General features: G+C 64.3%; 10 protein-coding genes. 4 read left to right on the top strand and 6 right to left on the bottom strand.

Translation table 11 applies throughout. From position 1 onward, the window contains the following. Positions 1-66: 66 nt before the first annotated feature. From EDE08_RS35735 to EDE08_RS35715, 5 genes are all read right to left on the bottom strand, one after another. Complete coding sequence (locus tag EDE08_RS35735) at positions 67-1,764, bottom strand: thiamine pyrophosphate-requiring protein (protein WP_283810588.1); 1,698 nt, start codon at positions 1,762-1,764, stop codon at positions 67-69. Positions 1,765-1,809: 45 nt separating this feature from the next. Next, the gene (locus EDE08_RS35730) at positions 1,810-4,740 is read right to left on the bottom strand and encodes an ATP-binding protein (RefSeq protein WP_131874284.1); all 2,931 of its coding nucleotides are present in this window, start codon (positions 4,738-4,740) and stop codon (positions 1,810-1,812) included. Between the two features lie 135 nt (positions 4,741-4,875). Next, a complete protein-coding gene (locus EDE08_RS35725) occupies positions 4,876-5,247 on the bottom strand; it encodes a putative quinol monooxygenase (RefSeq protein WP_349627714.1) in 372 nt (123 codons plus the stop codon). A gap of 133 nt (positions 5,248-5,380) precedes the next feature. Further along, positions 5,381-6,016, bottom strand: coding sequence for a VOC family protein (locus EDE08_RS35720; RefSeq protein ID WP_245524987.1), 636 nt, complete (start codon positions 6,014-6,016; stop codon positions 5,381-5,383). A gap of 247 nt (positions 6,017-6,263) precedes the next feature. Further along, a complete protein-coding gene (locus EDE08_RS35715) occupies positions 6,264-7,277 on the bottom strand; it encodes an aldo/keto reductase (RefSeq protein ID WP_131874282.1) in 1,014 nt (337 codons plus the stop codon). Between the two features lie 76 nt (positions 7,278-7,353). On the opposite strand from EDE08_RS35715, the gene EDE08_RS35710 reads away from it, so the two are divergent. From EDE08_RS35710 to EDE08_RS35695, 4 genes are all read left to right on the top strand, one after another. After that, positions 7,354-8,625: a helix-turn-helix domain-containing protein gene (locus EDE08_RS35710; RefSeq protein WP_349627713.1), complete on the top strand. Its 1,272-nt coding sequence runs from the start codon at positions 7,354-7,356 to the stop codon at positions 8,623-8,625. Positions 8,626-8,707: 82 nt separating this feature from the next. Further along, a complete protein-coding gene (locus tag EDE08_RS35705; protein ID WP_131874280.1) occupies positions 8,708-9,172 on the top strand; it encodes a (2Fe-2S)-binding protein in 465 nt (154 codons plus the stop codon). 1 nt (position 9,173) lies between these two features. Continuing rightward, positions 9,174-11,429: a xanthine dehydrogenase family protein molybdopterin-binding subunit gene (locus EDE08_RS35700; RefSeq protein ID WP_131874278.1), complete on the top strand. Its 2,256-nt coding sequence runs from the start codon at positions 9,174-9,176 to the stop codon at positions 11,427-11,429. 8 nt (positions 11,430-11,437) lie between these two features. After that, positions 11,438-12,070: a hypothetical protein gene (locus EDE08_RS35695; RefSeq protein WP_131874276.1), complete on the top strand. Its 633-nt coding sequence runs from the start codon at positions 11,438-11,440 to the stop codon at positions 12,068-12,070. A 34-nt stretch (positions 12,071-12,104) separates the two neighbouring features. Here the strand turns inward: EDE08_RS35695 and EDE08_RS39570 are convergent, their stop codons facing one another. Beyond that, on the bottom strand, positions 12,105-12,338 hold the full coding sequence (locus tag EDE08_RS39570; RefSeq protein WP_349627712.1) for a hypothetical protein: 234 nt from the start codon (positions 12,336-12,338) through the stop codon (positions 12,105-12,107). Positions 12,339-13,482: the final 1,144 nt, after the last annotated feature.

The following is a 13,482-nucleotide window of genomic DNA, read 5'->3' as shown; positions in this document are numbered from 1 at the left end:
GTCGGGGTGAGGTGGATGCGGCGCAACCAGCCGGGCTTGATGCCACCCATGCTCAAGCGCGCCCGCTCACGTGCCTGGCCGCGACACCTCGGTCTCCTTGCTGGTGATGAACTCCAGCAGCACCGGGACGCCTTCCTGCGTCTTCTGGATGCCCCGCTTGATCGCGGGCACGATGTCCTCCGGCCTGGTCACCCGCTCGCCATAGCCGCCGAAGGCGCGCGCCATCGCGGCGTAGTCGCCGGAAATGTCGGTCGAGCGATACTTTTCGGTCGAGACCGGCATCACCTTCAATTCGATCGCCATCGAGAAATTGTTGAGCAGGATCGACATGATCGGGATGCGCTCGCGCACCGCCGTCTCGAAATCCATGCCCGTGAAGCCGATGGCCGCATCGCCCCAGACATTGATGCAGAGCTTGTCGGGCCTTGCGAGCTTGGCGCCCATCGCCAGCCCAAGGCCGTAGCCAAGCTGCGTCGTCTTGCCCCAGCCGAGATAGGTGAGGGGCTCGACCGCTCTCCAGAACGGCGAGAGCTGGTCGCGCGGACTGCCGGCGTCGTGGGTGATGATGGTGTTCTCGATGTCGACGGTGTGCTGGAGGTCCCACAGCACGCGGTACGGGCTCAACGGTGCGTCATTGCTGGTCAGCTTCGGCATCCATTTCGCCAGCCATTCCTTGTGAGAGGCCGCGATCTCGGCCGCGACCGCCGAGGCATCGCGATCCGTGGTGACGGTCCTGCCGATTTCCTCCAGCAGCGCGTCGAGCACGAGGGCGGCGTCGCCGACGAGGCCGATCTTCGCTTCCACGTCCTTGTTGAGATGATTGGGATCGAGCGTGGAGTGAATGATGGCTTTGCCCTTTGGCATCGCGATGCCGAAATTGGTCTCGGTGAAGGAGCAGCCGATGCCGAAGATGACGTCGGCCTCGCTCAGGAACTTCGGAACCGCGCGCGGCACCGCAAGGCCGCCGGAGCCGAGCGAGAGCGGATGCGTTTCCGGAAACGACGATTTGCCTCCGAGGCTGGTGGTGACGGGGATCGCCAGCCGCTCGGCGAGCCGTTTCAGTTGCGGCCAGGCCTGTGCGTAATGCACGCCCTGACCGGCATAGATGACCGGCCGCTTCGCGTTGACCAGAACACCGGCCGCTTCCTTCACATGCACGGGGTCGGCGCCGTAACGGGTGCGCAGCACCGGCGTGTAGTCGAGCGGCTCCGGCACTTCCTCGTTCCACATGTCCGAGGGGATCTCGACGATCACCGGCCCGCCGCGGCCGTTCTTCAGCTTGGTGAAGGCGCGGCGGAAGATGTTGGCGACTTCGGTCGCGAGGATGATCGGCTCGGACGATTTCGCGAACGGCTTCATCGCCTCGCTGGAATTGAAGTTCGGTTCGACATGCGAAAGCCTGCGCTGATAGCCCATCGGCAGCACCAGCACCGGCACGGACTCGCCGAAGCACTGGGCGACGCCGCCCATCGCATTCTCCGCACCCGGCCCGTGCTGCATGCAGAACGCGCCGATGCTGCGCCCCGACGTGACCCGCGAGATCGCATCCGCCATGTGGATGCCGACGCGCTCCTGCCGTACCATCACGGGGCGGATCTCGGCTTTCGCCGCGTGCTCGATCAGATGGTTGACCGGATAGCCGCAGAGGATCTCGATCCCCTCGCGCCTCATGATTTCCGCGATCGCGGTCCCGAGCTTCATGGCGTCTCTCTCCCTGGGGCATGGCCGGTTGGTCCGGCTGGTTGGGGAGAGAGGATCAGGAATTACGCGAGGCGTAAAGCGCGCGCGGCGAGCGTGGCGGTAGGCCAGCTATGCGCCGCGGGCGTGCACTGGCTTCGATTGGCGATGGTGGCCGCAGCCGATCGCTGTCGGACGCACGCACTGCAGCAGGCGCGAGGCGGCAACCAGATCCGGCGTCTCGAAGCCCTCGGCGAAGCCTTCATAGATCGGGGCGAGCAGTCGGACAGCCTTGACCCTGCGGCCGGTCCCGATCCAGTGCGCGGCGAGATCGGTGGCGATGCGCAATTCGAATGTCGCCGCTCCTATGGCGCGTGCTTCGGCGAGTGCCTGTTCTAGCCGTTTTTCAGCGCGCAGCGGCTCGCCGGCGTGGAGAAGGACCGCTGCGTCGACCCTTTGAAGCTCCGACCGGCACCAGCGCTCGCCTTGACGTTCCTGATGGCCGATCGCCCGCGTGATGGCCTCGCGCGCCTCCGCGATCCGCCCTTGCCGCAAATAGGCGCGGGCGAGGACCGCGAGATAGCTGCCGATCCGCATCAGGAAGCGACATTCGATCAACTCTTCGATCGCGGCCCGAATATCCTCCACCGCGCGCCGATCGCCATGCAGGTCGCGAAGGCAGGCGGAGAAATAGCGCTCGACCGGAACCCAGCGCGAGATGCGCTCACGTTCCAGGTTGCGACGCAGACGCTCGGTGAAGCGCGCGAGCGCATCCAGATTACCGGTTTCGAGCGCGACAGGAAGCGCGGCGAGCCCGAGCGCATTCGACTGCGACACCCAATGGCCGCTGCGATCCGCGGCCTCGACGGCGTCGCGGGCCAGCCTCGCAGCGTAGTCGGCTTGCCCCTGCATCCACGCCACGAATGGCAGGTTGAAGCGGACGGTGATGAACCGGTAGACTTCGTTCGCATCCTTGCGCGAACGGCCCTTGGCCAGCGAATAGGTCGCCGCGAGACGATCCAGAACTGCGCGGCTCTTGCTCAATTCACCGGCAAACGCGCAGGCCCAGGCCAGCGCGCGGTCGGCTTCGGACGTTGCCGTCAAATCGCGGTCGCGGTCGGCTAGCTCCGTGGCCTCCTCGAGATAGGTTATGGCGCGCGGGACCTGGCCAATCTGCAGCAGGTAGAAGGCAAAACCGACCAGCGCGCGCTGCTGATACTCGATGTTGCCGGCGCTCCTTGCAAAAGCGATGGCATCGAGCCAGGCGACCTCGTTCTCATTCGACATCTTGCGGGCGTAGAACAGGCTCCATCCGAGGGCGCAGGCGAGATTTGCCTTCAACAGATCGTCGCACGCGACGGTCTCGGCCAGGGCGAGCGCGTCCTCCAGCCGCGCCTGCGCTTCCGACAGGATGGAGGTTTCCGACCACAAGGTGATCGCTGCAACCGTGAGCTTGATTCCGAGGACAGGATCGCCTTCCTCGCCGAATGCCCATGAAAGAGCGGCGCGCAAATCGGCGATGCGACCAAGGTAGCGCTGTGTCCAATCGGCCGGCTCGCGCCAGTTCCATTCCTCCTCGGATTGTTCGAACAGCGCGAGGACACGTTGCGCATGGCGGGGCAGTGCCTGGCCGCAGGCAGGATCGGCCCGGCGCCGCTCGGCGGCATAGCGCCGCGTGCTGTCGAGCAATCGGTAGCGCAGGCTTGCGCCCTGGGCCTGTGCGCTCAGAAGCGATTTGGCGACGAGACTGCCGAGTCCGGTAACGACGTCGACCGGCGTGAGCCCTGCCGCCTCGGCGACGAAGACCGCGTCCTCGACCTCGAAGGCGTCGCTGAACACCGACAGCAGGCCGAACAGTCTGGCTTCCCTCTGCGACAGCAGCCTGAAGCTCCAGTCGATTGTCGCCATCAGGGTTTCCTGGCGCAGCGGCGCGCCATCGGCGGCGGGGGCGCGAAAACCCAGATTGTGGTCGAGGATTGCCACCAACTCGCGAGGATTGAACCGGCCGATCTGGGCTGCGGCCAACTCGATGGCAAGCGGAATGCCGCCGAGTGAGTGGCAGATCGAAGCGATGGCCTCGCAATCACGATCGACGAACTGGTAGTCCGACCATTCGGCGGCGCGGCGAACGAACAACTGCACCGCGGGAAACCTGACGGCCTGATCGACGGTCAGGGCATAGCCAAATTTCGGTGAGGCCAACGAACCCAGCCGGACGACATGCTCGGTGGCGTTGCCGAGCGGCTCCCGGCTCGTGGCAAGCAACCTGGAAGACGATGTGTCCGCCATGAACCGGCCGGCGAAGATCGTCGCGGCGGGCAGCACATGCTCGCAATTGTCGAGAATGAGCAGCATCTGCCGCGGTCTCAAATAGTCGAGAGCCGCAGCCAGGCTGTTGTCCGGGTTGCCTCTGATGCCCAGCGCCGTCACCAGTGCCGCGCCGAACAGCGTCGGATCGGAGATCGTGGCGAGATCGACGAAGCAGACGCCGTCGCGACACCGTGGCGCAAGCGCCTGGGCGACCGCCACGCCAACCGTCGTCTTTCCGATTCCTCCGGCGCCAGCCAGGGTCACGTGCCTGTTGTCGGCCAGCAGGCCGGCGATCTCGACGACCTCTGCTTCACGACCAATGATGCCGCGCGGCATTGGCGGATTGGACAACGGGAGCGGTTCGGCGAGCGCCAGATCATCCTCGATCTCGCCGATGCTGATTTGCACCTCGGCGATGAACTTGTACCCGCGGCGCGCCACGGTCGCGATGTAGACGGGGTCGATCTGGGTATCTCCCAGCGAACGCCGCAAGCTCCACATGTTGACCTTGAGATTGCTGTCGTGGAGGAAGGTGCCCGGCCAGGCCGCGGCCATCAGCTCATTCTTGCTGACGAGTTCGCCGCAGCGCTGCACCAGCACTTGCAAGAGTTCGAATGCGCGCCCGCCCAGTTTGACCGGACGTCCGTCGAGAAGGAGCAACTGGCGGCGGGGAACCAGTCGAAATGGGCCGAAGCAGTATGTGAGTTCCTGTCGGAGTGTGGCCCGTTGCCGTGTCTCCGTGGCAGCCCTCATTGATCCATGCCAATCGATCGAACAGATCGCATGCCATTATCATGCACTGCAAACTGGTTGAAGAGAGACGTTCTGAATTCGCACGATTGCCGCGGGCATCTACCGCGGGATTGCTGCGACAAAATCGCTCACTCGCTATTTTTGGCGCTTGCCAAGAACCGCCATGCGCATGACTTCGACGCCGCCGTCGGCAAGTTCCGGCAGCTTGGCGAACCAGTCCTTCACATAAGGCATCGCGTTGTGCGCGTCGAAATCGGCCTGGCTGGCGAACACCTCGTAAAAGATGAAATGACCGGGTTTGGCGCGGTCTTCCTGAAGGAAATAGACCAGGTTCTTGGGATCGCCGCGAACCAGGTCGATCAGCGGCAAGGTGGCGGCGCGCAGCGCGTCTTCTTTCCCGGGCTTGGCTCGCACCTGCGCCACGACCGAATATGCGCCATCCGGAATCTCCTGATAGCGCACGCGCGGCGCTTCCCCGGCGACCGCGGACGGCGCCGTCATGGCCATCGAGGCGGCGGACAGCAGGACGCAAAGCGAATTGCGGACGAGACTTTGCATGATGAGCTCCTTCACATGTAGTCGTGAGTGCGAGGCGGCCAGGCAAGCGGCACTGACCCGGTCGCGCGCCACGTTTGAGTCGTCAGCGCACGACTTTTTGCTGCCGCTTTGCCAGGGCCTCGCTGAAGCGCTTCTTGACCGGGTCGAGCGCCTTGACGAATTCGAGTTGCTCGCCCTCGGGACCCTTGCAATAGATCAGCTCCCAACCGTTCGAAGGCTCCGCCGTCACGCGGTTCGTGTTGGCGCTGCAGGGAGCCGCCTTGCGGTCTGCTTCCGTCATGACGCGGATGGTGCGGTTCGCTCTCACCTGTGTCATGCCGCGGCGCGCGGACTCGGCTTCGAGGTCGGCGATGAACTTGTTGAAGTCGACGTCGTCGCGAACGTAGAAGCAGATGTGCATCATGCGCGGAAAAGCCGGGCTCATATGCTCCAGCGGCTCGGCAAAGCTCTTCGCGCTGCCCATGGGCTGATCGGCCTCGCGATATTGCAGCAGTTCGAGCACCATGTTGTCGAACTGGATGAAGCGGACGTCGAGCCGCTGCGCTCCGCTTCGCAGGTCGGGAACGCCGATCGTTCGCGGATTGACCCCGCGTGCGTTCGCCTCGATCTCCTGGTCGGCCAGCAGCGTGTTCTGCACCCCGTCGCCCTGGAAGTCGCCATGACGGAAGACCTCGGTGCCGCCGAGCACCTCCGTATAGAATTCGTAAGCCCGCTCCATGTTCTGGACCGTAAGCCCGAAATGCTGGACGCCTGCAGCCGCGCGCCGAGCGGCGCCTCGTTGCGCTCGGCCGTCGACATGCCCTCCGGCGCCGCGGACGCGGCTGACGGCATGCTGCCGGCCGCAAGACCGGTGATCATCGCGGCGCCTGCCGTGCGAAGCAGGCTGCGGCGTTCGATTTCGGCAATTTTGCACGTTTCGTCGGTCATTCTCGTCTCCTCGGTCTGTGAGCGATGTCATGTGCCGGTCAGCCGGCGTCCGGAAGCGGAGCAGCTGGATTGACGAGACCGGCCGATCGAAGTTCGCGCCAGAAATCGCCGGGTATTGATTGGTCAAGGGCCGCGCGGTCCTCGGCGATGCGGCCGGGCCGGCTCGCCCCGGGGATCACGGCGGCGACCACCGGGTTTGCCAGCGCGAATTGCAGGCCTGCGGCCTTCATGCTGATGCCATAGCGATCGGCGATCGCCTTGATCCGCGCCACCTTGTCGAGGATTTCCGGAGGGGCTGGCGCATACTCGAAGTTCGGACCGCCGACGAGCGCGCCCGAACTGTAGGGTCCGCCGACGACGATCGCGAGCTCATGCTCCGCAACCATCGGCATCACCCGCTGAAGCGCCCTCGCATGGTCCAGCAGCGTGTAGCGGCCCGCGAGCAGGAAGCCGTCGGGGCGCGGCTCTTCGAGCGCGAGCAGCAGCTCGATCGGCTCCACCCGGTTGACACCCAGCCCCCATGCCTTGATCACGCCCTCGTCGCGCAGCCGGTCGAGCGTCCTGAACGCGCCCTTGCGTGCGCTTTCGAAGATCGAAAGCCACTCGTCTCCGTAAAAATCCTGCGCGACGTCATGCACGAAGGCGATATCGACATGGTCGGTGCCTAGCCGCTTCAGGCTGTCCTCGATCGAGCGCAACGTCGCGTCCCGGGAGTAGTCGTTCACGATCCTGTTCGGGCGACCATGTTTGAAGACGCCGCCTTTCTCGCCGAGGTCGCGGGCACTGACATCCTCGACCTCGTCCAGGATCAGGCGCCCGACCTTGGTGCTGATCACGTACTCCTCACGCGGTCGGCCGGCGAGCGCTGCACCCATGCGGATCTCGGCGAGACCCGCGCCATAGAAGGGCGCCGTATCGAAATAGCGGATGCCGTCGTCCCAGGCGGCATTCACCGTCGCGAGGGCTTCCTGCTCAGGGATGTCACGAAACATGTTGCCGAGCGGCGCCGCGCCGAAGCCCAGTCTTCCCGGCAGAATATCCTTGAGAGCCATGGTGCATATCCTTCGCTGGTAACGGCTGGGACCATCGTCGGCGACTGTGGCAACGTCGACCTCGGCGATCGCACGTTTGGTCTTCGTCACATCGATCCGGCAGGACTGCCGTCCGATGGAGCATCAATGGCTCATCCGGCCATTGCGGTATTTCCGATTCCTGCGCGATGACCGACGCATCTTGCTGATCGGGACTGGGTCAGCCGCTCGAGCCAATCGAGCGCATCGTCCAAGCCTTTGCTTTGGCTGTCTTTTACCTCTTTTAACCGCGCCGGCTCTGGACTTCGCTCCAGCGGCTTGTGAGAAGTTCTCATCGGCGTGGCAGTGGCCGGGGCTGCAACTCACCACCGGATGGAATGATCGCTCGTTCGCGATACGGGGCCGGGATTCGCCGCAACCAGCGGAGGTCGTAATGGCGCTCGTGACGCATGGAGATCAGAAATATCAGAACAGCGAGAAGCTCGCGGCGGCCAGCGATTGGCCGGGACTGAGCATCGAGCATCGCAAGTTCGAGGCGGGATGTCAGGCAACGCCCGTTCCCATCTGCACCGAGCTCGTCATGCTGCTGTCAGGCGGCGGGATGGTGTGCCGCGCTGGCAACGGTGAGGTCCAGAAGAGCCTGGCGCGGCCGGGCATGAGCTACCTCGTGCCCGTGGGAACGCAGGAGAGCCATCTCGAGCTTTCGGACCGGATGGAATGTCTGCATCTTTATCTGCCGCCGGCGCTGCTCGACCACAGCGCCCTTGCGGATTTCGACATCGACCCGGCAAAGATCGAGATCGCCTACGCTCACGGCCTGGCGGATCAGGTGCTCTTCCACATCTGTTCGCCGCTTCGCGACCTGCTCCATCGTCCCCGCCAACCGACCGACGCGCTGTTCGTCGAGGGGATCCAGGTCGCGCTCGCGGCACATCTTCTGGGAAATTATACGATCGAGCGCTGGCGCGCGCCCGAAAGGTCGCCGTCGCTCGAGCCGCGGCGTCTTCAGCGCGTACTGGACTATATCGAGGCCTCTCTTGGCGGCGACATCAGGCTCGAGGATCTGGCGGCGCAGGCCTGCCTCAGCCCCTATCATTTCTCACGATTGTTTCGTGAGGCAACCGGACTGTCACCGCACCGCTACGTCACCGATCGCCGCGTCCAGGCTGCGCGGCACGAGCTCGCACGCGACCGCCTGTCCCTGGTCGAGATTGCCCTGGACTTCGGCTTCGGCTCGCAGGCCAATTTCACGCGCGTATTCCGTAAGGCCGCAAATCTCACGCCGGGGCAGTATCGCGAACTGTGCTGCGGCCAGGCGGACATCAATGCCGATCGCAACGATACGGCATTCCGCAGGGATTGCGCATGATCCCGCAGGATTCGGGAATACGGCTCGGTTTGCATCGTGCAGTGCTGTTACGACGACCAGATACGCGAGGGGATAGACCGACATGATCGAACTCACGGTGAACGGGATCAAGCGCCAGGTCGACGTCGTTTCCGAGATGCCCTTGCTGTGGGTGCTGCGCGACGAGCTCGGCATCACCAGTGCCAAATATGGCTGCGGGGTCGCGCAATGCGGCGCCTGCACCGTTCACATCGACGGCAAGGCGGTGCGGTCCTGCCAGTCGCATATCGGCGAGGTCGCCGGCAAATCGGTCGTCACGCTCGAAGGCCTCGACAACAAGGATCACCACCCGGTCTTGCAGGCCTGGATCGAGCATCAGGTGCCGCAATGCGGCTACTGCCAGACCGGCCAGATCATGCAGGCGATCTCGCTGCTCACGAAGATACCCAAACCGACGGACGAGCAGATCAATCAGGTGATGTCGGGAAACCTCTGCCGCTGCGGCACCTATCCGCGCATCCGCGCGGCGATCCATGCGGCCGCGGCCAAGAAAATGGCGGAGAAGTGATATGGGCCATATGCAGGACCTCTCGCGGCGCGCGTTTGTCTTCGGCTCCGCCGCGATGGCCGGCGGCATTGCCTTCGGCTCCTATAGCGGTGCTGAAGTGGCCGCACCGGCCGCCGGCGACAATCCCTTGACCGCCGGCCTCGGGCCGAATTCCGTGACGTTCAATCCCTGGGTCGAGATCAGCCCGGACAAGATCACGCTGATCGCACAGCATGCCGACATCGGGCAGGGCGTCGGCTCGGTGCAGCCGATCATGATCGCCGAGGAGATGGACCTCGATCCCGGCCAGTTCGAAGTTCGCTTCGCTGGTCCCAGTCCCGCCTATTTCAACACCGGGTTCAAGGAGGAACTGGCGCCGTTCCTCGCCTCGGATCGGAGCCCCGCGGCCGAAGCGGGTCGCGCCGCGGCGCTCGAAGATCTTCGAAAGTCCGGCATGCAGATGACGGGCGGCTCGAGCACGATCCCCGACACCTATGAGAAGCTGCGCAAGGCCGGCGCCGTAGCGCGTGAAACGTTGAAGGCCGCCGCTGCCAAGCGTTCGGGCGTCGCGGTGGCCGACATCCGTACCCGATCCGGGCACGTGATCCTCCCCGACGGCAAGAAGATTCCCTATGTCGAGCTCGCGGCGGACGCCGCCGGGATTCCTCCGGTGCTCGATGCGCAGACGCGCGATCCCTCCACCTGGCGCTTGATCGGCAAGCCGATGATGCGCCTTGACGTTCGCGCCAAGGTTCTGGGCGAGTTGAAGTTCGGCATCGACATGAAGATGGAAGGCATGCTGTACGCTTCCGTCAAGCTGAACCCCAACAAAGGGCAGCCGCTGAAATCCTATGACGCGAGCAAGGCGCAATCGATGCCGGGGGTCAGGAAGATCCTCGAAATCAAAAATGGCATTGCGGTGATCGCCACGAACAGCTGGTACGCGATGAGGGCCGCCGATGCCGTCAGGTGTGAGTGGGCGCCTTCAGTGTACCCCGCCGACCAGGCCGACCATTGGAAGGTGCTGCAATCTTCGTTCAAGCCGGAGTTCCTGGGCAAGGAATGGCGCAAGATCGGCGATGTTGAAGCCGGCCTGAAGACGGGCACGCGCATCGAGGCGGAGTATCGCGCGCCCTATCTCGCCCATCAGCCGCTCGAACCGCTCAATGGGATCGGCCTCGTCACCGACAAGGGGATGGAGATCTGGGTCGGCCACCAGAGCCCTCAATTCGTGCAGCATGTCGCGGCGACCGCGATCGGCTTGAAGCCGGAACAGGTCACCTTCCATAATCAGTGGACTGGTGGAAGTTTTGGCCACCGTCTCGAATACGAGAACGTCCGCGTTCTCGCCGAGATCGCCAACCAGATGAAGGGCACGCCGATCAAGCTGGTGTTCTCGCGCGAGGAGGATTTCCTCCAGGACATCCCGCGGCAGATCGCGGTCGCCCGGCACCGCGGCAGCATCGACAAGGGCAAGATCGTCGCGGCCGATCTGCAGCTGGCGTCGACGGCGCCGCTCAAGGGGCTGCTCGAACGTTCGGGCGTCCCCTCGAAGGATCCCGACGCTCAATTGGCGGCCGGCCTCTGGAACGTCTACTACGACATCCCCAATTTCCGGGCCACGACTTACGAGGCGCAGGGGCTGTCGCCGAGCACCACCTGGCGGTCCGTGGGTGCCTCGACGGCCGGCTTCTTCACCGAGAGCTTCATCGACGAGTTGATCCACGCCGCCGGACTCGATCCGATGAAGGCGCGGATCGCGATGTGCAGCGTGCCGCACTATCGCAAGCTGCTGGAGACGCTGGCGGAGATGTCGGACTGGAAGGGACCGCTCGGCAACGGTCGAGGACGGGGCGTTGCCTTCGTGGAATCGTTTGGCACGCCGACCGCTGAGGTCGTCGAGGTGACGGCCACGGACCGGGGCATCAGGATCGACAAGGTCTGGGCCGTGGCCGACGTCGGAAAGGTGATCGACCCCGTCAACTTCGAGAGCCAAATGCAGGGCGGCGTCGTCTGGGGCCTCGGCCACGCCATCAACTGCGAGCTCACCTACGCCAAGGGCGCGGTGCAGCAGACCAATTACAACCATCATGAAGCCATGCGGATCTATCAATGTCCGGTCATCGAAGTTCGCGGGCTGGAGAACGATCCGAAGGTGAGGGGCATCGGAGAGCCGCCGGTTCCGCCGGCCGCGCCTGCGCTCGCCAATGCGATCTTCGCGGCCACCGGAAAGCGCATCCGCGAAATGCCCTTCAACAAGTTCATTGATTTCGTGTGAGGCGAGCCATGAGGAGATCTCTAATTGCGGTCGTCTTCGCGGCTTCTGCCGTCGCGGCGCTCACCGGGATCGTTGCGGCCAAGGACGAGGCCGCAAAGGACGTGCTGCCGCCCGGCAGCGTCAGCCGCGTCCAGGGACTGGAAGCCTGGAAGCGGATCGAGGCCGTCGTGACCCATCCCCGGTGTGCCAACTGCCATGTCGATGCCAGGGCCATACCCATCTGGACGCCGGCCGGCGAAACCAAGCCGCGCCCGCATGGCATGAACATCCATGGCGGCGAGAGCCGCATCGGCGCGGAGGCGATCCCGTGCTCGACCTGTCACATGACCTCGACCCAGGCGAACGAGCCGGCACCGTCGCCGCCACGCGCCGGAATCGACTGGCAACTCGCGCCGGTGGCGTTCATCTGGTTCGGCAAAAGTGGTGCCGAGATATGCGCGCAGATGAAGGACCCGAAGCGCAATGGCGGCCGCGACGCTGCCGGTCTCGTCGAGCACCTGCGGCACGATGCATCCTTGAACGGCTTCATCCCGCGGGGCTGGGCGCCCGGAGCGGGCCGCTCGACGCCGCCGGGCACCTTCGAGGATCACGTCAAGGACATGGCGATGTGGGGAGCGGCCGGGCAACCCTGTCCGAATTGATGCGTTCGCTGCCTCACTCGGGCTGACCAGTCTCCTATTTGCAGTTCTTGCAAATCGTCAGCTTTCGCCTCAGCGCCTCATCGTCGAGCGATTCCTGCCCTGCGGAACTGTTCTTCGCTGCGCGTGACCTCGCGAGCGGCGCGACCAGACTAGAGGCGTCGCGGTCTTCGCTGCCGACGGTGAAGCCATCGTAATCGGCAGCGGGATTCGGCGAGAGCGGTAGTGCGCCGATCACAGGCGTCGAAGTATCCGTGCCGGGCGTCGCCAAGGCTGGATCGCGCTTCGGCCGCGAATTCTTGGCCTTCGAAGGTGGGGGCGATGCAATCGGAGCAAGCGAAACCGGCGGTGCCACCGGAGCCTGCCCCCTCGCGCTATCCTGTGCCCAGAGGCCGACACACACAAGGCCGAGGCCCAAGAACGTCGTGCGTCTCATCCGCATCCTCAAATAGCTTTGTTCAATGATAGGTCGCATGCTCATTCGAGCCACGCCGTGTGGAAGAATATCAGGGCTCAAATGACCGTCAAAGTTGACGGAAATAGGGAGCTGGCTCCACCCGGGCCACGATCCCTTGTGTGGCCCGACAGACGAAACACGCTAAAGCTGGGTCAATCGCGGTCCGCAAGATATTCGTATTGACCGAAATTCGGATATGACGTAAAACCCGAAACATCCCGCCCGCCACAAGGGGCGTTTCGCGATCGTCACGGGACGCGGGCCGGGATGCGGTGGCCGCGACGGCGTCGGCGCGCAAGATTGGCTGCAGGGCGGGAAACCGTGAGCGGCGATCGGCGCGATACGACACGGCGCTGACAGCGTCTTCGCATGGTCTCGACGGTGAGCGCACGCCAGCCGGTGAGAACCCAGCGAAGATGTGCGCGGACGGAGAAGTCGTGTGGTCCTGACGCCCGGGGTCTGTGCGTCAAGTCATGTGGTGATGCTCACGGCCCAACCGGGCACGCACATCAGCCATCTGCATGGCGACGGGGGCAATAGTGCATCGCTCCCCGAGGAGATCACGAAGGACACCGTTAAAACCATCCGCGCAGGGAAGGCCGGGATGTCCGGCGACCTGTCGTCCACCCCCGTGCGCGTTCTCATCGCACACGCGGGACTTCGGGTGCCGGCCGGCGCCCAGCCTTCCCTGCGCCCTCGCTTTCGAGGAGGGCGAAATAGGACAGCAAGACTCGGGCGAAAGACGCCGCGAGGCCGCGAAGGTGTGTCCCGGATGAAATGCGAGTCGTTAGAGCGACGTCGTCTCTCCACACTCCGTCATTGCGAGCGGAGCGAAGCAATCCAGAATCTCTCCACGGAAGGATTCTGGATTGCTCACATGGGGATTTGGTGTGTCAAGTGGGATGGTCAGCTCTTTGTTCGACTGCAGGCCAGCTCTTCGTCCCGACCGTGTGGACTT

It is taken from the genome of Bradyrhizobium sp. R2.2-H, from assembly GCF_004346455.1.
GTDB lineage: Bacteria > Pseudomonadota > Alphaproteobacteria > Rhizobiales > Xanthobacteraceae > Bradyrhizobium > Bradyrhizobium diversitatis.
Note: the sequence above shows the minus strand (reverse complement) of the source record. Positions and strands in the feature narration are given on the sequence as shown.